This is a genomic window from uncultured Cocleimonas sp. (assembly GCF_947495625.1).
GTDB lineage: Bacteria > Pseudomonadota > Gammaproteobacteria > Thiotrichales > Thiotrichaceae > Cocleimonas.
This window is the reverse complement of sequence record NZ_CANLZW010000004.1, coordinates 111,554-134,050: the sequence shown is the minus strand read 5'-3', so window position 1 is coordinate 134,050 and position 22,497 is coordinate 111,554. Positions and strand designations below refer to the sequence as shown.

Genomic DNA, 22,497 nt, shown 5'->3' with positions numbered 1-22,497 from the left:
GGGTGACTTAAAAGATATACATTAGAATTTATTAGACCTATCTGACTGAATAGTCAGATAGGTAATGGGATAGTTTTTATGGAATATTCTTAACTTAACTTAACTTAACTTGGCTAAGAGAAGAAAGTAATGCATTGAAGGTTGCGCTAGGGCGCATCTCGGCAACCGCTTTATCTTCATCCGGGAAGTAGTAACCACCGATATCCACTGCTTTAGCTTGAACACTGTTTAGTTCAGTTACGATTTTTTCTTCATCGCTAACAAGTTTGTTCGCCAACTCAGTAAACTGTGCTTTTAACTCAGCATCCGCGTCTTGTTCTGCAAGTGCCTTAGCCCAATACAAGGCAAGATAGAAGTGACTGCCACGATTATCTAACAAGCCTACTTTACGTTGTGGTGATTTATTGTTGTTGAGTAATTCACCCGTAGCTTTGTCTAATGCTTCAGCCAGTACATGGGCTTTAGAATTATCTGTAGATTCAGACATGTGTTCAAGCGATTCAGCTAATGCCAGGAACTCACCTAATGAATCCCAACGTAAATAGTTTTCTTCGTTGAACTGCTGAACGTGTTTCGGTGCTGATCCGCCTGCGCCCGTTTCGAACATTCCACCACCTTGCATTAGTGGAACCACAGATAGCATTTTTGCGCTAGTGCCTAATTCTAAAATAGGAAATAGGTCAGTCAGGTAATCACGTAACACATTACCTGTTACAGAGATCGTGTCCTTACCTTCGATCAAGCGTTCCATGGTGTAACGGATAGCGGTTACAGGAGGCATGATTTTGATATCAAGACCTTCTGTATCGTGATCTTTAAGATACAGTTTAACTTTTTTGATTAACTGCATATCGTGTTCACGTTTGTGATCTAACCAGAACACCGTAGTGTCACCTGTAATACGCGCACGTTTAACGGCAAGCTTTACCCAATCTCTGATAGGTGCATCTTTGGTCTGACACATTCTCCAGATATCGCCTTTCTCAACATTATGCTCCAGGAATACTTCACCATTGTCACCAATAACGCGAACGATACCATCAGCCTCTAGTTCAAAGGTTTTGTCATGAGAACCGTATTCTTCAGCTTTTTGTGCCATTAAACCCACATTAGGGACAGAACCCATGGTCGTTGGATCAAATGCACCGTTCGTTTTACAGAAGTTAATCACTTCCTGATAAATCGTCGCATAGGTACTTTCTGGAATTACGGCTTTAGTGTCTTTAAGTTTGCCGTCAGCTCCCCACATCTTGCCAGAGCTGCGAATCATCGCAGGCATAGAAGCATCAACAATCACATCGCTGGGTACGTGTAAGTTTGAGATGCCACGATCAGAATCAACCATCGCTATTTCTGGACGGTTTATGTAACAGGCACGAATATCCGCTTCAATTTCTGCACGCTTAGATTGAGGGAGATTTTGAATCTTGGCATAGACATTACCCAAACCGTTGTTTGGATTAACCCCCACCTCTTCAAACACTTCTCCCCACTTATCGAACAAGCGTTTGTAGAAAACGGTAACAGCATGGCCAAATACAATAGGGTGAGAAACTTTCATCATTGTCGCTTTTACATGCAACGAGAATAGTATGTCTGTCTCTTTAGCATCATTCATTTGTTCTTCAAAAAACGCTCGAAGTGCTTTGCTACTCATGAACATGGCATCGATCACTTCACCTTTTAGTAAAGGTGCAGGTGTTTTTAATAATTTCTTCTCACCTGTTGCCTTGTCTTCAAACTCAATGCTGAAATTACAGTCTTCTTCCATCACTGTAGATTTTTCACTTGAGTAGAAATCACCACCACGCATATGTGCTACGTGAGAACGTGATGCCTGACTCCAGGCGCCCATCTTGTGTGGATTATTTCGTGCATATTGTTTAACGGATGCTGGTGCACGACGATCTGAATTACCTTCACGAAGCACAGGGTTTACCGCACTTCCTAAAACCTTGCTGAATTTGGTACGAATTTCTTGTTCTTCATCCGTTTGTGGGTCGTCCGGAAATTCAGGAATGGCATAACCTTTGGCCTGTAGTTCTGCAATTACTTTTTTTAACTGTGGAATAGAAGCGCTGATGTTAGGAAGTTTTATAATATTCGCATCTGGGCTTTGAGTCAGTTCACCTAATTCTTGCAGTGCATCATCAATACGCTGATCTTCTGACAAGTACTCTGCAAAGTTAGAAATAATTCTTCCCGCTAATGAGATATCGCGTGTCTCAACATTGATATCTGCTTTTGCAGCAAAAGCCTGAACAATAGGTAATAAAGAACGAGTTGCTAAAGCGGGTGCTTCATCAGTATGCGTATAAATAATGGTCGATTGTTTATCAGTCATGCAAAAATCCTACTTTTTATAAATTAATATGTGGCGACTGTATAAAACACTTTTGAAATAAGCTCAAGAAAACTTACTATAGATTTAACTAATTGAGTGCCATGAGATTTTTTTGAAAGAGCGTTATTTGTAAAATGAATTGTTTTAAAACCTAGCTATATCGAGCTATTAGAATTTAAGGTATTTGAACAATATTTTTCTATGCTGATTTAAGATCATAGATTCATCACTGACAAATTGTTTAATCTCTATTATTTATTATAAAAAAGCCTCTATAAGTAGGGGGGTGACTTTACGAAATTTATAAATCATCTTTTTATTGGTTTTAGAATTTTTAGCTAGTTGGGTTTATTTTCACTATTCATTTTTTATGAGTGTAGGAAATAATTCAAGTGCTATAGTTATTTGTTAGATATTAAGCGTTATCCTATCGAATTTTGACCAATATTTATTAACTAAAACAACCCAATAAGATCCCATGACTATAATTAAACAAGCTGACTTTATTTCTAGTATTGCCGATGCATTGCAATTTATTTCTTACTACCATGGCGAAGATTTTATCCGTGCTATGACTAATGCATGGGAAAAAGAAGAATCTCCTGCAGCTAAAGATGCATTAACTCAGATTTTGGTGAATTCACGTATGTGTGCTGAAGGTCATCGACCTATTTGTCAGGATACCGGCATTGTGGCTGTTTTTGTAGATGTGGGAATGGATGTGAAGTGGGATACCACTTCAATGGATATTCAGGAAATGGTTAATGAAGGAACGCGTCAGGCCTATAACAATCCTGATAATAAATTACGCGCTTCTATTATGGCTGATCCATTAGGCGCTAGAACCAATACCAAAGACAATACGCCTGCCGTCGTTCACCTGAATATGGTGAAGGGTGACAAGATAGATGTTCAGGTAGCTGCTAAAGGTGGCGGATCAGAAAATAAATCTAAAATGGTAATGCTCAACCCAAGTGATTCGTTGCTTGATTGGGTAGTTAAAACGGTTCCAACAATGGGTTCTGGCTGGTGTCCACCGGGTGTTTTAGGCATTGGTGTGGGTGGTACTGCAGAAAAAGCAGCTGTGCTGGCAAAAAGATCATTAATGCAGGAAATTGATATCCAGGAATTACGTGATCGTGGCCCACAAAATAGAGTTGAAGAACTGCGTATTGAGATTATGGATGCGGTTAATAATCTCGGTATTGGTGCACAAGGTTTGGGTGGATTGACAACAGTGCTTGATGTCAAGATTCTGGATTATCCAACACACGCGGCTTCATTGCCTGTGTGTATGATTCCTAACTGTGCAGCGACACGTCATATACATTTCACGCTTGATGGCTCTGGTCCTGCGGTATTAACGCCTCCAGACAGTAGCGTCTGGCCTGATATCAGTTATGAAGCGGGTGAGTCAGCTAAACGTGTTGATATCGATGCGATTACGCGTGAAGAAGTACAAAGTTGGAAACCAGGCGACGTGTTATTGCTCAACGGTAAAATTCTAACGGGTCGTGATGCTGCGCATAAGCGTATGACTAGTATGTTAGATGCTGGAGAAGAACTTCCGGTGAGTTTAAAAGACAGATTCATTTATTACGTTGGACCTGTTGATCCTGTTCGCGATGAAGTGGTAGGTCCTGCTGGCCCTACAACATCTACACGTATGGATAAATTCACCGAGCAAATGCTGGCTGAAACAGGTTTACTTGGAATGATCGGAAAAGCGGAACGTGGACCCGCTGGTATCGAAGCTATTAAGAAACATAAAAGCGTGTATTTGATGGCTGTTGGTGGTGCTGCGTATCTGGTATCTAAAGCTATTATCGGATCAAAAGTACTGGCATTCGAAGAAATGGGCATGGAAGCTATCTATGAGTTTGAAGTCAAAGATATGCCAGTAACGGTAGCAGTAGATTCTAAGGGTGTGTCGGTACATCAAACCGGACCGGCTGAATGGCAAGAGATCATTCTTAATAAAAAGGCTTAAATCACACCTGGCACTATTAACTTGATAAAGATCCTGTCTTTGTCTTTGTATTTGTTTTTTTGCTTTGTTTGATTAGATTGTAAATAGTGACTTAAAGTAGGGGGGTGACTTAATATTCCCCTACTGTTTAAAAATCACCCAAATAGTTGAAATTGCTACATATTTGATCATCTAACTCTATATAGAGTCTGATAGTATCTTAATAGAAATGTTTAATCGGTTCGTTTAATTCTACAACCGCGTTAGCTAACATTCTTTGGTTTTATCTTGTGCTAATTCTTTGTACCTAATTCTGCACTTGATATAGTCATCACACTATCATTATCAATGGATTGAATATGAATAAAACAATTTTGAGTATTACACTGCCAGTGGTTCTCGCACTGGGCATATCATCGTCAGCAAATGCTAATGGCTTCTATGTCGCTGCTAATAGCTTACACGCAGAATATGAAGATGATTTCGATGAAGCTGGCTATAATGTTGCTGTCGGTAAATACATAGGAGAAGGCAAACGAGTTTCTCTAGAATTGGGTTATACCGATTACGGCGATAAAACAGTTAATCAAAACGGAATTGATGCTGAATTTAAAGCTTCTGCGATTCAATTCTCGGCTGTGGCCTATGTGCCACTCAGCCCACGAGCAGGTCTTTACGGACGTGTTGGTGCAGAAAGAATAAAAACAAAAGCTTCGTCAAATACATTACGAGCAAAAGTTGAAGAGACAAATCCATTCTTTGGTGTTGGTGGTTATTACAACGTTACAGAAAATATTGATGTGCGCGTGGAATACCAGAGACATGAACAATCAGATGAATATTTTGATAGTTATAATGCGGGTGTTACCGTAGAAACGTTTTAAATATCGATAGCTATTTGTTTGTAAGTTATTTTTATTTTAACAACTAGCGTTATAAAAAGTGTTACAAAAAAAGGTTCTATCAACTGATAGGGCCTTTTTGTATATATTCTTTATATTTTAGAAACTAACTTATAGGTGTTAAGCAAAAAGGTTAGCAAGTCGCTAAAAACTCATTAAAAGTAGGGGGGTGACTTACTTTTTGTTTTTATCTTCACTGATGATGTTGATGCCAGCAATACTTCCGATACTTCCATTTTTATTACTTTCACTGCTGCTAGTAAACTCAAAGCCACAGGTATCTTGAACTAACTGATGTTCTTCTGCTGTTCGTGGAAATTTTCGGCAATTTGGTGGGCGTACTGTATAAATGGAACAGTATTCTTTTTCGTCTTCTGCTGTTTTTAGGAAAACACAACGATAGGGTAAGTGACAGCAAGCCCCACAATTATTACACGAACCAGTTCTACCCTCCTCAACAGGAAGGAAAGAAGTGATAGTGCGTTTAAGTTTTTTATTCATTGGGGGCGGATTTTAGCGTCTGCTTTTTTATTGTTCTAGTACTTTATGAATTATTTTAATGACAGAATGCTAATTTTTGTTCACTTTCAAAAAATCGTTTTTCATTCGTAATAGGGTCTACAAATGAAATATTCTTTGCTAATAATTGTAGTGGCTGAGAATAATCATCGCCTTTATCCGGTAACACAACAGGGTAAAAAGGGTCATTTAAAATTGGAATACCTAAAGACATTAAATGCACACGAAGTTGATGTTGCTTGCCAGTGACTGGGCTTAAGCGGTATTTAGCCAGTTCTCCTTCAATTTTAATGAGATCAATAAATGTTTCAGAATTGGGTTCTCCATCTTCTTCGCGCATCACAAAAAACGGATCACCATTCACTATTCGACTTTTGTAGTTGAGAGGAAACGTTAATCCTGAATCAGCAGTAGGTTTTGATGCAATGGCCTCGTAAGTTTTAACCACTTGTTTCTTTTGAAACAGACTTTGGTAGTCACCTCGAATATCTTTATTACAACTGTAAAGCATCACGCCGGCTGTTTCCCGGTCTAATCGATGTATAGGGCTGATTTCTTCTAGCTGATAATGATGTTTGAGTCGTGCGAGCAAACTCTCGCGCACATAACGTCCTGAGGGAGAGACAGGCAAGAAGTGCGGTTTATCAACAACAATAATATTTTCATCTTTATAAAGAATCTTTTCTTTGAAAGGTATTTTGGATTCGTTAGGGATTTCCCGGTAATAAAACAAAAACGTTTCGGCTTGGTACTTACTCTCAGGATTAAAAACTGTGCCATCCTGATTAACAATATCACCTCGTGTCATTCGATCACGCAATATGTCTTCAGGTATAAACGGAAATCTTTCAATCAAAAATTCTAGAATAGTATTCCATTCGCCATGTTTTTCTGTCCCATTTTTAGAGTCACCCGCTTTGGGTAACCAGACTCTACTTGCCGATACGCCGTGCCTCATGGGTAGTGGAGATTTAACGGAATGTTTGGGGGTTTTTACACGAGTATTAGTCTTGTGATGTCTGTCTTTCATTTGAGCATATTTAAACATTCTTTTTACTTTTTTGCTCAGGCTTTAACTCGTTAATTCGTTATCAATTAATTATCTGGTATTTATTAACTGTTTTTAAATTTATGAGCACCAAAGAAAACTTATTCTATAACCACTTATTAAGCTCGGCGTGGAGTTTATCTATTTCAATAGGTTTAGATAAATAGCCATTCATACCATAAGAACGATATTCTTCTTCAGCACCCTCCATGACATTCGCCGTTAATGCAATAATCGGTGTCTTAGACGCTTTATCCCCCATCATTTTGTGTAATTCCTGAGTGGCTTCAATACCACTCATATTTGGCATATTGATATCCATTAAAATTATATCAAAAGAATCTTTCTGATAGGCTTCTAATGCCTCTAATCCATCGTTCGCTACTGTAACGACTAAGCCTATTTTCTTTAAAAGCGCTTTCGCAACCATTTGGTTTACTTTATTGTCTTCAACCAATAGTAAATTTTTATCAGTGTAATCCACAATGGCTTCTTTTTTAGGGGCTATATTTCCTTTTTGATCGATACTTAATGATTTAATAGTTTCATATAGTGTGAACTGGCAGGTTGGTTTTATTACCGTATTTACTTGATGTTTTTCACAATATGACTCTAGTTCATCATTTTTATCCTTTATACTTTGGATAAATATCCATTTATCGTGCCTAATATTATTGTTAGTTAAATAATCAAGAAGCTCTGTCATTTCTTTTTTATTCAGGTTTTCCGAATCAAGAATGAAAACGTCTGCTTGGTTATCACTTTTTGATGCATGATCAAGAAAAAGACTAAGAGATTCAGTATTTTCGATATTCTTACTGATATTACTGAGCTGTTTTTCTACTATCGTAGCTATTGATCTCAATGATTGATAAAAAATCAAGTTCTTATCTAACAGAGGGGTACTAGGGTTTAGATCTACCTGTTTTTTGTTTGGAGTAAAAGGTATGGTTACTGTAAAGGTCGAACCTATATTCACTTCGCTGTTAACATGAATAGTACCGCCCATTAATTCTGCCAGCTTTTGGCTGATTGATAAGCCTAAACCTGTACCTTGTTGGATAGTGCGTTTCTCTTTGTAATTTTCAATTTGACTGAAAGGTTTAAATAATTTAGCGAGGTTCTTCTTGCTAATACCCATGCCTGTATCACGGATAGTGAATACCAATTGTGGAGGTGCACCGTTTGTTTCTAAATCTAGCTTTAAAACGATATGTCCTTCTTCGGTAAATTTAAATGCGTTACCTAACAAGTTTATTAGTACTTGACGCAAGCGTAGAGGATCACCGGTAATTTTGGTTGGAATTCTGTTATCGATTAAGTTAAGGAGTTCTATGTTTTTTTGTTTACTGGTTATGGCAAATGAATTTAAAAGATCATCTAAAAATATACTTAAATCAAAGGACTGTTTTAGAACCTGAAGTTTGCCAGATTCCAGTTTAGATAAATCAAGAATATCATTTATGATTTGTAATAGAGATTCGGAAGAAGATAATAAAACGTTTGCTTGCCGTCTTTGTTTGGAACTTAAGTCTGTATCTAACAACAAGTGAGCCATACCTATAACGCCGTTCATAGGGGTTCTAATTTCATGACTCATTGTGGCTAAGAAATTACTTTTAATGCTACTAGCTTTGATTGCCTTGTCTCTAGCTATTTTTAATTCCTGAGTTCGTTTTTGTATTTTGTCTTCTTGAGATTCAGCGACTTCTTTTAATTGTAAGTTGGCATTGTAAAGTTCAAGACTTTTAGATTCGAGCAAGCTTTCAGCTTGTTTACGTGCTGACTTTTCTCGAATTAACCTTCGCTCGAGTAATCTAACTTGTTCTTCACTCATGATATTTATCTATTGTTTAATTAATGTAAATTTGACGTGTTTATTCGTATCGTCGGATAGCTGTTCTTTTTGGATTTCTATTTTTTCACCATAATGTTCCATACAACCATTCATTAAACCTTCCGCAAGTGGCGCAAAAGGACGTTTTGATTGGTATATCATTTCAAGATGTTTATCATCCAATAAATTTGTCTCAAAAGTGGGTAGTTCCGCTTCTGGATATAGTTTCTTTACTTCTATATGTACATGGTTTTCTATCAATTGAAGGAAACCAAAAGTAGTGTTGTTTTCATCAAAAAAGCTAGGGTATAGCGCAACAAAACGTCCAAATAAATAAATTCCAAATGTTTGGACTAATAATTCTAAATCAATATCGGTTTCTTCACTAAGGTGTGATACCAATTCGATTAACTCGGAATGATGATAAGTTGATACTGCTGTGTAAGCACCACCTGTGGATAAATTTTTGGATGCATCAATGATTTTATCTGCCATGTCTGGTGAAAATTTTTCTTCAACCATCTCTAAAAATTCTGTAAATACTATGCCTTTCATACTAAATCCTTCATTATTTTTTGTTTTAAATATTTAGCCTGACGTTCAGTCATCCCCTCAAGCCATTTAATAAGAACCATCTCAAGTTTATCAATACTAACCGGTTTACTTAGATAGTCATCCATTCCAGCTTGTTCACATTTCTTATGATCATCTTTCATGGCATTTGCTGTAAATGCTATGACTGGAACATTATAATTAAAGTGATCGACAGGAAATTTTCTTATAAGTCTAGTTGCTTCATAGCCATCCAGTTCTGGCATCTGACAGTCCATGAATATGGCATCAAAAAAGTGATTATCTGCTTGTTCTAATGCTTCTACGCCATTTTTAGAAACTGTTATTTTACATCCCAATGTTGTAAGCATTTTGACTGCAACTTTCTGGTTTACGAGGTTATCTTCTGCTAAGAGTATATGGAACTTATCTTTTTCTAATCCATTCGATTTTGCTTCTTTCCTGGTTTCGTTTTTACTATTGCTTGAAGTATTATTTTTGGTATTACTTTCTGTTTTTGCATTACTTTCAAACTTTTCCATTAACGCTTTGATAGCTGTATGTTTAATGGGCTTTTTGAATAGAACGATATTCTTTTCGAAATTAAGTTTTAATAATTCCTGATATTGATTATGGCTGGCATATAGAACAAAAAGTGCATTGGATTTCTGTCGCAGTTTATCAATAATTGGAAAAAATGATTCTGGGTTTTCTGAATCTATAAAAATATTATCGGCATCTAGCGCCAACATATTGTAGCTGTTTTGCTCTAATTCACTCTTTAAGTTATTGAGGTTTTTGACAATCTTTGAGCTCATTCCCCATTGAGTTAATTGCTGTTTGTAATAGCTATTTAAGGTTTCTGATGTGCTCCACATTAAAACCCGCGCATTCGAATTAATTAATGGTTTGGTTTTATTGTATTTTGTTGAATCAATTTTAATGGTGAACCAGAAGGTAGAACCTTCACCTTGTGTACTTTCTACTCCCATTTTCCCATGCATTAAGTCTACCAGTTGCTTACAAATTGCAAGACCTAAACCTGTTCCGCCATGCTCTCTTGAACTGGAACCATCAACTTGAGAGAAACTATCGAATAGTGTCGCTAAAGATTCTTTTGGTATTCCTATTCCAGAATCGGTGATTGAAAAAGACATTGTTTCATCATTTTTCATTGAAACATATAAAATGATTTGGCCATCTTCTGTAAATTTTAACGCGTTGTTAAATAGATTGATTAATATTTGGCGCAATCTACCTGCATCGCCATTTATTTCCAGTGGAACATTTTTATCAATGAAAAATGCCAGTTCAACCTGCTTTTTATTGGCTTCTTTTGATAGTAAATCAATTGAACCCTCGATCATATTTAACAGCTGAAACTTCTTATTACGGATTTTTAACTTGCCAGCTTCGATCTTAGAAAAGTCTAAAATATCATTGATAATAGTCAGTAATGAATCTGCACTATCTTTAACGGTATGTGCAAGTTCTTGTTGTTCTCCATCGAGTTCAGATAACAGCAGTAACTCGGTCATTCCTATGACTCCATTCATGGGAGTACGGATTTCGTGACTCATATTAGCCAGGAATTCACTTTTCAATTCTGCAGATTCTAATGCAGCGTTGTGTGCTTTTTCTTTTTCTAGTTGAGCTTCCTTACGAAGCGTAATATCCCGGATACTACCAGTAAAGAAAACTTTATTTCCGATACGTGCGTCATTTACGAAAAGCTCTATTGGGAATTGTTCTCCGTTTTTACGTATGGCAACAAATTCTCTGTTTTGTCCCATAACCGTACCTTCGTTTTTATGTATATATGACTTAATATATTTATCATGATGCTTATGGTGTTCGCCCACCATTAGCATACTGACGTTTTGACCAACTATTTCTTCTACAGTGTAACCAAATATTTTTTCTATCGAGTTGTTACACTCGGTTATTATGCCATCATCATTTATGACTATAATTACTTCTTCTACAGAATTGACAATAGCCAACATTTTTACACTACTGGCATGTAACTGCTGTGATGTTTTTTCTTCTTTTTTGTAAGCTTCATAGGTTGAATCTAGAGAAAAAGTCAATTTTCTGAGTACAAAAAAGATAAGCCCAACCATAGATAAAATGATAGCTAACATCATTAAAAAAGATTCTTTAAGTAATCCTATGGAGTTTAGTTCTACAGTATTTATAGGCCTGATTACTTCTAATATCCCCCTAACATCACCAACTTTCCAGTCAGTTTTTGGTGATCCAGGATAGCTGTTGTGACAAGCAACACAACTTTCTTCCATAATGTCGCCACGAGCATATCTGAGCACTTTTACGCCGTTAACCGTCTCAAATGATGTCACAGGTGAGTCTGGGTTCTTTTTTATTTTTTCCAGTGTGAGTTTTTCAAACTCATCTAAAGTATTTTGTTCCCTCCAGGGGAAGGGTAAATCACTGTATAGCTTTACGGTGTAAGATCCATCATCGCTAGATATATATTCACCAAAATCTTTAGCAAATGTTGCAGGTAGGGGAATTGACCAATTGGCATTTTCATAATCATGAGTGATGTTTAATCCATGATCCTTAGCAATAGGTACGATCTTTTCGCTGTAAAAATTTCTGAACTTTGAGACTGATATTGAAAATTGTTTAGCATCAAGTTTAGCAATTCGTTCATTCATCGCATTAGTTTGTTCATAGGTATATGAAAGCACAATCGCACTACCTAGGATCAAAACAAAAGCTAATATAATGACAAATGAATGTCTATATACAACATCAGACCTTGTTAGTTTATTAAACATGAATTCTCATTCTTTTTTTTATTATCTTTTTTAAAATCAAATACACTTAAGACGCTAGTTTATCTAGAAAGCTGGATTTAAAGTAATTCATTAATCCTTCGGTTGAGGAGTCATGCTTACTTGAGCTTTGGTTACTTACTAGATCTTCTAGTATTTCGTTTGCTAATTTTTTACCAAGCTCTACTCCCCATTGATCAAACGAATTTAGGTTCCAGATAACACCTTGAACGAAAACTTTATGTTCATACATTGCGATTAACATCCCTAAGCTGTGAGGTGTTAAATGATCAAATAGAATCATGTTTGATGGAACGTTACCGTCGAATACTCTATATGGAACAATATCTTTATCATGTTGTGATTTAGCTTCTTGAGTCACTTCTTCCTCTGTTTTTCCACACATTAATGCTTTAGCCTGTGCAGCCATATTAGAGAACAGTTTTTGTTGGTGGCCCTCGAGTGAATAACCACTGTTAACACTTCCAATAAAATCCAAAGGCACTAATGTTTTGCTTTGATGTAGTAGCTGAAAGAAAGCGTGTTGACCATTGTTTCCAGTTGCTCCCCAAACGACAGCTCCTGTTGCATAGTCTATTTCTTCGCCATCTCTATCGACTGATTTACCGTTGCTTTCCATACCTAATTGCTGGAGAAAGTCAGGTAGATCAGCTAACAAATGATCATAAGGTAGTATCGCTAAAGTTTCCGCACCTAGAAAGTTCCTGTTCCAGATTCCGACTAAAGCCATGATCACTGGAATATTTCTTTCTAACGGACTGGTTTTAAAATGTGTATCGATATCATAAGCACCTTCACGAAGCGCATTGAAATGATGCATACCTATTCCTAAAGCAAGTGGGAGTCCTATTGCTGACCATAGAGAATAACGACCTCCAACCCAGTCCCAGAATTCGAACATATTATTGGTATCGATACCAAACTCTGAAACGCTTTTAGCATTGGTCGAAATAGCTACAAAATGCTTTGCGATGTCACTTTCATTTTCTGTATGACGTAAAAACCAGTTTCGAGCAGTATTTGCATTTTGCATGGTTTCTAAAGTGGTGAATGTTTTCGAAGCAATTGTAAACAACGTTGTTTCTGGATCAATCTGATTGAATTGGTTGGCTAGGTCTGCACCATCAAGGTTCGATACAAAACAGACTTTTATTTTAGGTATATGATATGGCTTTAGTGCTTCATATAGCATCTTCGGGCCTAAATCTGATCCTCCAATACCAATATTAACAATCGTATCAATGGGTTTTCCTGTATAGCCTAGCCATTCACCAGAGTGCACTTTGTTAATAAATGCTTCCATTTTTTCTAGTACAGAATTTATTCCAGGTTTTATGTCTTCACCATCAACAAATATAGAATTTGGAGACATATCTCTTAACGCTGTATGCAGCACTGATCGATCTTCGGTATGATTAATTCGCTCACCATTGAATAACTTATCGCGCCAGCTTTCTAAATCACTATCCTTGGCTAGCTGAATAAGTAAGTCCATTGTTTTATTGGTTATTCTTTGCTTCGAAAAATCAAACAGGAGGCCATCTAAGTGGATAGAATATTTTTTAAAGCGTTCAGAATCGGCAACGAAAGCATCACGCAAATGAAATTCTGACATTTCAAGTGCATGTTGTTGTAGGTTTTTCCAAGCTGTATTTGTTGTAATACACATATCTATCACGACCTTATTATAATTATTCTATTTCTGTAATAATTCTGGATGACTGATGTTTAAAGTATTGTTAACACGAATAACTTTAAGGCTTCAGCATTATTCCTGTTTGTTTATAGGCCAAAGCTTCAAGAATTATTCCATTGGTATTCGCTGTAATCGCTTTATTTGGCTCACCTGATTTATCGTAAAGTCCTGAATACCAACCTAGATTTGGATCATTTAGTGTACTAGCAACTTTGATCAGTTTTTTGGTGTAATCAGTTTCATATAACATGTGCCATCCGAAAGCTGCTTTTGTACTTAGTGTTTTAAATTCACTTGCATCAGTTCCATCTTCGGTTATAGCGTTCCACTCTTTACCATTGGTAAATACAGTGTTGTATACGAAGTAGGGAGCTTGATCGATGTTGTCCTCACTTACTGCAGTAAGTTTGCCTGTATTCTTATATCTTTCTTCTTGAACAGTATAAATACGACCTGCAAATTCACGTGACATTTGGTCCCATCCGTATTCAATACCATCAAGGATATAAGGCTCAGATACCACATAGTTGTTTGCGGTAAATCTTTCAGGTGTTCTGCTATCGGTAGGTATATTAATCCCTTCGATACTTATAAATTTTAGCCAGGACGTATAATCAATAGCACTACTAACATCTAAACCTATTAGTTGAAATGATTTAGAGGCATATTCTTCATACCCTAAGCGACCTTCCTGAAGATAGGCTGTTTTGCCATCTTCATTAAGAGCACCATACATGTCACCTTTATTAACAGCAGAATTAAGATCCCAGTGTTTTGTGATCGCTTTTACTTGAGTAGTAAATTCAGGATAGTTCCAGACTAATATATTCAGTGGAACCATTAATCGTCCAATATCTATTGCAGACCAACCCAGTCCTTTTTCTGTGGCTTTATTATTGTAGTCAACCATTTTCAAAGTTTCAGTGTTATATACTTTGTTAGGCAATTTATCTTCGTATAAAGGTAGGGCTAGCATAGTTGCTAGAAACTTATTAACCCTACTAGTAAATTCTTGTTGATCAATAATATCTAATCTTTTCGCAGAAATTACGGCTAACAGATAAGATGAACTATCCCATAATGTGGTTGATTTATAGGCATTTGCAGAGTTGGCTAAGCCAGTAGATTCAATAGTGTTATTTTGGAAATATTTCCAGGCTATTAATGCCCACTTTTTTTCTTCTTCTGTTAAATTTCTTTGAGGAGGTAATTTCATATCTATCACATTCTTTACCGTAGATTTTGCCGTTACACGATCTTCAAAAGAAGCATTTGATAATGATATCACCAAGGAAAATGCTGTGATTAAAGCCAACATAAAAATGATATGTGCTCTTGCTCTAACTAAATTTTCTTTGAACCCTAATACTTTATTGTTATTCATTTTTATATACTCGATTTAAGCTACAGTAATTTCTTCTTGCTGTTGTTCTTCTTCATCTTCATCTGGTTTCCACAAAGCAGCGAAAATTATGCCACTTAGCGCTAAAATATTATTTAACCCCCAGAAAGTATTCAATAACACGCCATTAATGTCATAAGAGGGGTGTTCCATTTGGTATTGAGACCAGGCAAATATAATTCCAATGATGGTCAAAATAATAATGACAGTTTGTGGAATCGCTAAGCCCAAAAAGTTTCCTTCTTGGCGGTCTTTCGGCGTCACAGGAAAACTAATTTTCTCGCCTTTCATGACTGTCCATAGAGCCCTCAAATTAGTGGGGAAAAAAGCCAAATATGAGGCTTTGGAAGGATAGCCAGCAAGCCCCCAGCCACCAATCATAAAGGCAATTTCAGTCAATAATAAAAACGGTACTATATGAATATAAAAATCCATTGAATAGCTTTGTACCGGAGATACAGCAAAGAATAAATATATGAGTGGAGCAGTTAGGAAAATGGCATTCCAGATTCCTCCCATATAAGACCAGATGGTTGTTGCGTACATTAAACGTTGTGGAAGAGACATCCCTTTACGAAAAACAGGATTGTCGTTTTTAGCGATATCTAATGTTCCGCCAGCATATTTAAATCGTTGAATTGTCCAGGTCAACAAATCCTGTGGCGAGAGCATTTTAGATTCCACATCTGGGTGCATCACAGACTTCCAGTTTCTATCCGGATCTGAATGCAACACAATGGAAGTATAAATATCTTCAGACACATGAAAGCGATAAGGAGTGAATTCATTATTTAGAAGTGCTTGTTGATCAATCAGTGTTAGCAAGCTTTCATCGAGCTTTGATTCACCTGTAATCTTTTTTACTTTTTTATAGATATCTTCGACATCAGCATCAATCTGTTCTGCATATGATTTTAATGCCGCTTCCATAACCGCTTCACGTCTATGGATAGAGCCAGCGCCGCAACAAAATGATGCGTTACACCAATTACGTCTGCGTTGAATGACGTCATAAAACATCTTTGGGTCATTCACAAAAGGGTCATGGCCAACTTGTACTGGACCTATTACTTTCTGTATTCCTTTACCTAACCAACTACCGGGAGTAGAGAGGTATTTACCAAGTGCTTTATCCAGTGGTTTTCCCTCAGGTATATCAAAAAACCATTGTGGTGTTTGCACCCAAGCAACATCTGAATCTTTGAAATAACCTAAAGTATGTTCTAACAAGGTAGGAAGAGGGCGTGTATCTGCATCACAGATAACGATAAAGTCTCCACCCGTTTGTTCCATGGCATTTCTTAAGTTACCCGCTTTGAACCCGATATTGCCTTCTCTGGTTATGTAGTTAACACCTTCTTCATCAGCAACTTGTTTCATGCTCTCGCGACTACCATCATCCAGAACATGAATACTGATATTGACACCCATGGGATTCAGTACGTTTTTTGCATCGATTAGACTTAATCGAACTAATTCAGGGTCTTCATCATAGGTAGGAAAATACATATCGACGTTGATGGTTCTATCTTTAGCAATATCATAGGCAACCACTTCACCTAACATGGTAGGTGGATCTTGTTTAGGTGTATCTTTTACTTTCCATAAATTGAATGTGAATAGTATTAGACCAATGTAAGCACCCGTTTCGGCAACCACTAATGGAATGGCATACCATAAGGCATCGTAGTTAAGCGATGAAGTCCATCTCCAGCCAATATACCAGGCACCTACAACGAGTGCGATTACAGCAAAATACTGCCAAAGTAACTCGCGCCATTCATTATGTGGTAATGGCGGTTCTGGTTGTCTATCTTCGTATTTGTCAAAATAAAAATTCATTTTTTCTTCTTATTGTTGATGTTCGGTTATAATTATTTTCAATTGATGCTTTTGATAATTGTCAGGGTATTTGAATTACCTGTCCTACTTCTCTTGATTTCATCGACGATTGATTCAATCAGATCTATTCCCCAATTACCTTCTGGTAGCGCATCTATATCATCACTTTTAGATTCAGCGTTTTTATCTTTTGCAGAAAATTGTTTACCGAAATCAGTGAGTGTAATAATAATATTGTCATCTGTTTTTTTATAATCAGCTTTAATACTGTTGCCGGGTACACCTTCATAAGCATGAATAACTATATTATTAACCGCCTCTACAAGAGCAAGTTCTAGTAATCCAGATAACTGTTCATTTAATTTATTGTAGGTACAGAAAGCTTGAAAGTGACTAGCAAGGTTTTTAACTTCGGATAAGTCACTATCTATTTCTGTTTGATTAATGGTATTCATGTCAGTTTAATAACACCTTAGGTTCTTTTTATTATTATTAACGAGGGTGTTATTTAGCGTCAGCAATAAATGCTTGTTTTGCACTTGCCATATCTTCAGACAAAGTGAAAATACGATCCATTCTAGTAAGTTTAAATAACTCTAGAACAACACCAGAAGCACCACAAACGATTAGCTTACCGTTATTGCCCATTGCTTTTAAAACGCCAACTAGCGCACCCAGGCTACTACTGTCCATAAAACCAATCTCTGTAATATCAAGAATGATTTTATCTTTATCGTTATTGATTATTTCTTCCATTTGTTTTTTAAATTCAGGTGCTATAGAAGCATCTAAACGTGATTCATTGACTGTAACGACTGTTATGTTTTCGTTTTCAGTGATAGAAAGTTGCATGGTTATTTCTCCTGTTATTTCTTATTTAAACTCAAAAATGAGTATGCTTATATCGTCTGGTAGATTTTCTAACTGATCTTTTATCAGCCACGTATTTTCGATTTTATCTATCATCTTGGTTGGCGATAGATCTCTTATGGCATTGAAATGCTCATAGAGTGTATTTGATTCTAATTTTTTGTTGGTTAATGCCGAATCGACTTCGTTGATACCATCCGAATAGACAATGAATTTGTCACCTGGTGAGTAATCAATATGTTTAGTCTCATATTCAGCATTCTCTATTAAGCCAATGGGAAAACCATCTACGTCTATTTCTGTGAGTTGATCTTTTTCTTTATTGTAAGACATAGGGTGTGGATGCCCAGCTTGTACATAGTGCATTTGGTTTAGTTTGATATCGACGATGCCAAATATCATTGTGAGATAATGATCTGCGGTATTTTCTAAAATCATCTTGTTCAGATTTTCAGCGAATACTCTTGGCAGGTCATAAGAACTTTCTCTCGTGATAGGACCACCATATAATGCACGTTTTAACCCTAACGTTGATTGCAGTGACATTGAAAGCATCGCTGCTGAGATACCATGTCCGGATATATCAATCTTATAAAACACCAGAAATTCAGGTGAGGGTGAAAAGTAGTTGAATGTATCTCCACCAACAAAAACTGCGGGTTTATAATACCAGGCAGTATTAAATTTATTAGTATTTAGATTAGAAGGTAATAAGCTGATTTGTGTATTCGTTGCATTTCTTAAATCAGTACTTAGCTGATCGTTTATTTTTGCTAAAGCAATATTCTTTTTTTCTAATATGTCTTCAAGGTTTAACACTCTTTGAGCAGACATTAAACGAATTTTTAATTCATCAGAATCAATCGGTTTACTCGCAAAATCATCTACGCCAGCTTTAATCGAATCCAGAATATTCTGTTTTCCAGACATGCCTGTTAACAGTATGAAATAGATATAGTTTTTGAATTTAGCTTTTCTGACTTTTTTACAAAGCTCTAAACCATTCATGATTGGCATTTTCCAATCACTAATAATGACTTGATACTCATTTTTTGTTATTTTCTCCCAAGCTTCGCCACCATCGACTGCTAAATCGACATTATGATCAAACTTGGTAAGATAATGTTTGATGATTAAACGTATTTCAGTTGAATCATCAACGACGAGTATATTCATATTTTTGTTTATTATTTTATTAAAAGTATACTTTGGTGCTCAATCATATAAACACTGTGTTATATGTAAAACTACTCAATATTTAAGAGATTGATATGAAAGATATAAATTTTAATAAAAGCGAATTCTTTAGCCTGGCAGAAAGTATGGATGAAGTATTTCCTGAACTTGTTGAAGTTTTCTTTCAGGAAACCGAATCATCTATTGATAACATGAAAAATCATATTCAAGATAAGGATTGGGCGTCTGTTAAAGATATTGGCCATTCCCTTAAATCCAGTTCGAGGACTTTTGGTGCTATCGGTTTATCTGATATCAGTTTTAAGATTGAACGTTCTGAGCATAGTTCTGAAGATGAAGTAAATTCATTATTCCAGGATTTTGTTTCAGAATATGAAGAAGTCAAAAAGCTGATTCTTCAATTACAATCTGAGTCTAATTAATTCGCATTACTCCTTTTGTTATTTATATTTTAAAAACTAATGTAATTAAAATGTTGTTTTAAAAAAACCGCCCAAAAGTAGGGGGGTGACCTTTTCATTTATTTCTGTTAGTTAAAGTTAGTTAAAGTTTGTTAAAGCTACTTTAATTTGTATTTATACGTTAAAGAGAAGAACCCTTTTCTAAAGTTAGTTTCACTGGTTGGATTGGATTCATAGTTCGTATATTCAAAACCAAACGTTCCTGGATGCCAGTCGTCATAACCGAATAAATAGTTCCAATAGGGTTTTCCATTCTCCAGCGGCATAATCAAAATACCTTTAATAAACCAGTATTTTTTTGGTGCCCATTGTAAAGATGTAGAAAGCTTGGTATCGCCATCAGTTCGCTTACTCAATGTGATTGTAGATTTCATATTGAGTTTTTGTAATTGTTCGATTTTGGTTTTGTACCCAACACTCACAATAGCGCTATCCAGGTTTAGACCACCTTCTCCGATTTTTAAACTATCATAATTATTAATCTGTACAGTCCAGGTGCCTTCATGCCAATCATCATAACCAAGGCCATAATTGTAGGTAAAACCTTCATCGCCTTTATCAAAATTATGTTTGGCCGTACCTTTAATATACCAATAGTCTTTCGAATCTGGCTTCCAGGTAGCGCTTCCACTAAAGCTTACTTTACTGTCGTGAATTCTATCTTTTAATGTTAACTGTCCACCAAGGCTGTATTTGGTTTTCTTCTTGGTTTCAACGCTAACTTTCTTTTTTACTTTTGGCGCATAAAAGCTGGTTTCAGCTACTGCCGTTTGTTGAAACGAAGCCAACATACAAAACGCTAAAAGTGTTATTGATTTTCTATACATGTTTAGTTTGACTCACACAGGTTTTTATTTTCATTATTAGCAGCCAACAGTTTTGATTTAGCGCTAGGTCGACATTTCTGGCAAATTTGATGCATTGAACCGTATTTTTTATAAAGTAGCGCACTTAAAATAACGCCATTGGTATTCGCCGTTGTCGAAGAATTATATCCTTCCCCGTTTTCATAAATACCTGAATACCAACCCTTTTTAGGATCGTAGGCACTTTTTACTTTATTGAATAACACTTCACTGTAGTTATCATCTGGGTACAGTAAAGACATCGCGATAGCGGCTTTATTAGAAACCGTTTTATGCTCTGTCAGGATAGCGCCTTTTGACGATTTAGCGACCCAGGTTTTTCCACCAGAAAAGATCGTGTTATAAACAAAGTAGGGCTTTTTATTGATATTGTCTTCCGAAACCGCTGTAACAATGCCTGTCTCTTCCCATCTTTTCTTTTGTACCTGGTAGATATTATTGATCAGAGGTGTATTTTCATCATCATAGCCATTTTCGATGGCATCCATGATGTATGACTCAGAAACAACAGAGTTATTAGAATGGTATTCTTCAGGTGTACGGTTATCAGTAGCAACAGTAATGCCATAGATATCGATATCTTTTCTGTCTACATTATTATAAGTAGAGGAGACATTTAAATTATGGCCTTCACGCTCTAAAATTTTAGCCGCATACTGTTCATAACCTAATCGTCCTTCCTGGAATGATTTAATCTCCCCCGTTTCTGGATAGCGTTTGAGACTTTGCATTCTTCCATCTTTAATTAAGGTATCAAAATTCCAACGCTTTAATGCTAAATCAATCTGATGTGAAAACTTGGGATGTTTACACGATAATGTTCGAAGCCACGAAACCAAACGCGCTAAATCCAATACTGAAACACCAACACCATCAGGAGTAACTTTATTAGCATAGGTAACCATCTTCATGGTTTTAGTGTTGTAAACCTTATTCGGTGCTATTCCTTTGAATAAATCCATAGTAATTAAGGTTTTAATCAACGCGGTGATTTTGTCATCAAATTCTTTATCATCAATAATGCCAAAATCTTCTGCTGCGATTGTTGCCGCCAATGCAGAACCTGTATCCCACATCGTGGTAGAAGGGTATTGGTTGGCGGCGTTGAATAAGCCCGTTTTTTCCTGGTAATTGTTTTCGTAATAAGTCCAGGCTGTTTTAGCGATGTGCTCATCGATTTCAGTTAACTCTTTTTTCGGAACAAAACAGGAGCCTAGATTGACTTTGTTGTTAGATTCAGCGATTTCCATGTTCTCTTTTTTTATTATTTTTGCTTCTTCTTTGTTAGGTAATAAGAGACTTCCTAATAGTTCACTTTTTGCCTTATCTTCCAGACTAACGTTTTTATTCGTTTGTGAAATTACAAAGATTGATGATCCAGCTAATACTGCACCCAAAGATAAAGGTACGACCAATCCAGTAAGAAGGCGTTTTGACATCGTTTCTTTTACTACTTTATTGCTCATTTTGATGCCTCCTTTTTGCTAAAAAATGTTTTAAATTTCTCATTCACTTTTGATAAGTCGTACGTTAATTCTTTTTCATTCCATTTCTTTAAGGTGTAATCAATTGAAGAAATAATGGATAAAACAGTTTCTTTTGTGACCCTTTCATCTTTTCTGTTTTTCCAGATAAGTCCTTTGAATTCTGTTAGCGCTGTTGAAGCTGCTTCAATAGAACCCTGCTTATGTAACTCATTTACACTATTCAGTTTTTTTGTTAATTCCAGTTCTGCGTCAGCATTATCAGGCTTTTTAGGCATAGTTTTTTGTGGTGCTTCCGCTTTCTGCTTAGCAGGTGGTTTTGGTTTAGCAGGAGCTTTTGGCTTAGCCGCTGGTTTAGGTTTAGCACTTGGTTTTTTCTTTGCAGCAGGTTTTTTTGTAGCGATTGTTTTTTTCAATTTATCTACAGCGACTTCCACTTTTGATATTTTGTCTGCTACAGACTTAATCGCTGATTCAGAAGCTTTGTTATTAGTAACTAATAACTTCATTTGTTTGTCAGCATTTTGAATGATGGTCTCTTGTTGCTTTTTTAGCTCACCCTGCAATTCAATTAATTTTGTATTTTGCGCCATAATATATTGGTTCTTGTTAGTGAGTACATAAGTACTCCAAGCCAGTAATATAAAAGTGCCAATCAGTAATATTTTTGTAAGCATATAAAGTTT

Annotated in this window: 18 protein-coding genes; 3 read left to right on the top strand and 15 right to left on the bottom strand. The window is 36.3% G+C overall.

Features of this window, described 5'->3' with window-relative positions; genetic code table 11:
- Positions 1 to 94: 94 nt before the first annotated feature.
- Positions 95 to 2,344, bottom strand: a complete 2,250-nt coding sequence (locus tag Q1A31_RS03720; protein ID WP_299872544.1) for an NADP-dependent isocitrate dehydrogenase — start codon at positions 2,342 to 2,344, stop codon at positions 95 to 97.
- A gap of 478 nt (positions 2,345 to 2,822) precedes the next feature.
- Here Q1A31_RS03720 and Q1A31_RS03715 point away from each other — a divergent pair, with 478 nt between their 5' ends.
- Both Q1A31_RS03715 and Q1A31_RS03710 read left to right on the top strand, forming a co-directional pair.
- Positions 2,823 to 4,334, top strand: coding sequence for a fumarate hydratase (locus Q1A31_RS03715; protein ID WP_299872541.1), 1,512 nt, complete (start codon positions 2,823 to 2,825; stop codon positions 4,332 to 4,334).
- A 338-nt stretch (positions 4,335 to 4,672) separates the two neighbouring features.
- Complete coding sequence (locus tag Q1A31_RS03710) at positions 4,673 to 5,197, top strand: porin family protein (RefSeq protein ID WP_299872538.1); 525 nt, start codon at positions 4,673 to 4,675, stop codon at positions 5,195 to 5,197.
- A gap of 192 nt (positions 5,198 to 5,389) precedes the next feature.
- Here Q1A31_RS03710 and Q1A31_RS03705 read toward each other — a convergent pair whose 3' ends face one another.
- The 11 genes from Q1A31_RS03705 to Q1A31_RS03655 all read right to left on the bottom strand — a co-directional run bounded on the left by Q1A31_RS03705 (position 5,390) and on the right by Q1A31_RS03655 (position 18,979).
- Positions 5,390 to 5,716 carry a YkgJ family cysteine cluster protein gene (locus Q1A31_RS03705; RefSeq protein ID WP_299872536.1) on the bottom strand — a complete coding sequence of 109 codons (327 nt, stop codon included), beginning with the start codon at positions 5,714 to 5,716 and terminating at the stop codon, positions 5,390 to 5,392.
- A gap of 55 nt (positions 5,717 to 5,771) precedes the next feature.
- The gene (locus tag Q1A31_RS03700) at positions 5,772 to 6,782 is read right to left on the bottom strand and encodes a pseudouridine synthase (protein ID WP_299872533.1); all 1,011 of its coding nucleotides are present in this window, start codon (positions 6,780 to 6,782) and stop codon (positions 5,772 to 5,774) included.
- 106 nt (positions 6,783 to 6,888) lie between these two features.
- Positions 6,889 to 8,619, bottom strand: a complete 1,731-nt coding sequence (locus Q1A31_RS03695; RefSeq protein WP_299872531.1) for an ATP-binding protein — start codon at positions 8,617 to 8,619, stop codon at positions 6,889 to 6,891.
- A gap of 9 nt (positions 8,620 to 8,628) precedes the next feature.
- Positions 8,629 to 9,174 carry a heme NO-binding domain-containing protein gene (locus tag Q1A31_RS03690; protein WP_299872528.1) on the bottom strand — a complete coding sequence of 182 codons (546 nt, stop codon included), beginning with the start codon at positions 9,172 to 9,174 and terminating at the stop codon, positions 8,629 to 8,631.
- A complete protein-coding gene (locus tag Q1A31_RS03685; RefSeq protein ID WP_299872525.1) occupies positions 9,171 to 11,975 on the bottom strand; it encodes an ATP-binding protein in 2,805 nt (934 codons plus the stop codon). The genes Q1A31_RS03690 and Q1A31_RS03685 overlap by 4 nt, the downstream gene beginning before the upstream one ends.
- Before the next feature lie 46 nt (positions 11,976 to 12,021).
- Complete coding sequence (gene pgi, locus Q1A31_RS03680; RefSeq protein ID WP_299872522.1) at positions 12,022 to 13,662, bottom strand: glucose-6-phosphate isomerase; 1,641 nt, start codon at positions 13,660 to 13,662, stop codon at positions 12,022 to 12,024.
- An 85-nt stretch (positions 13,663 to 13,747) separates the two neighbouring features.
- Positions 13,748 to 15,073 (bottom strand): DUF3131 domain-containing protein, encoded by a 1,326-nt coding sequence (locus Q1A31_RS03675; RefSeq protein WP_299872520.1) that lies wholly within the window; start codon positions 15,071 to 15,073, stop codon positions 13,748 to 13,750.
- A 15-nt stretch (positions 15,074 to 15,088) separates the two neighbouring features.
- Positions 15,089 to 16,933 carry a cellulose synthase catalytic subunit gene (locus Q1A31_RS03670; RefSeq protein ID WP_299872517.1) on the bottom strand — a complete coding sequence of 615 codons (1,845 nt, stop codon included), beginning with the start codon at positions 16,931 to 16,933 and terminating at the stop codon, positions 15,089 to 15,091.
- A 38-nt stretch (positions 16,934 to 16,971) separates the two neighbouring features.
- Complete coding sequence (locus Q1A31_RS03665) at positions 16,972 to 17,388, bottom strand: ATP-binding protein (RefSeq protein ID WP_299872515.1); 417 nt, start codon at positions 17,386 to 17,388, stop codon at positions 16,972 to 16,974.
- 49 nt (positions 17,389 to 17,437) lie between these two features.
- A complete protein-coding gene (locus Q1A31_RS03660) occupies positions 17,438 to 17,785 on the bottom strand; it encodes an STAS domain-containing protein (protein ID WP_299872512.1) in 348 nt (115 codons plus the stop codon).
- A gap of 21 nt (positions 17,786 to 17,806) precedes the next feature.
- Positions 17,807 to 18,979: a fused response regulator/phosphatase gene (locus Q1A31_RS03655; protein WP_299872509.1), complete on the bottom strand. Its 1,173-nt coding sequence runs from the start codon at positions 18,977 to 18,979 to the stop codon at positions 17,807 to 17,809.
- Positions 18,980 to 19,074: 95 nt separating this feature from the next.
- Between Q1A31_RS03655 and Q1A31_RS03650 the strand changes: the two genes are divergently transcribed.
- Entirely contained in the window at positions 19,075 to 19,422 is a 348-nt protein-coding gene (locus tag Q1A31_RS03650) for an Hpt domain-containing protein (RefSeq protein WP_299872506.1), read from the top strand.
- Between the two features lie 137 nt (positions 19,423 to 19,559).
- Here the strand turns inward: Q1A31_RS03650 and Q1A31_RS03645 are convergent, their stop codons facing one another.
- From Q1A31_RS03645 to Q1A31_RS03635, 3 genes are read right to left on the bottom strand one after another with little or no spacing between them, the layout of a single operon-like run.
- The gene (locus Q1A31_RS03645; RefSeq protein WP_299872504.1) at positions 19,560 to 20,252 is read right to left on the bottom strand and encodes a hypothetical protein; all 693 of its coding nucleotides are present in this window, start codon (positions 20,250 to 20,252) and stop codon (positions 19,560 to 19,562) included.
- A 38-nt stretch (positions 20,253 to 20,290) separates the two neighbouring features.
- A complete protein-coding gene (locus tag Q1A31_RS03640) occupies positions 20,291 to 21,793 on the bottom strand; it encodes a DUF3131 domain-containing protein (RefSeq protein ID WP_299872501.1) in 1,503 nt (500 codons plus the stop codon).
- Positions 21,790 to 22,488 carry a hypothetical protein gene (locus Q1A31_RS03635; protein WP_299872498.1) on the bottom strand — a complete coding sequence of 233 codons (699 nt, stop codon included), beginning with the start codon at positions 22,486 to 22,488 and terminating at the stop codon, positions 21,790 to 21,792. Before Q1A31_RS03635 ends, Q1A31_RS03640 begins: the two co-directional genes overlap by 4 nt.
- Positions 22,489 to 22,497 lie beyond the last annotated feature (9 nt).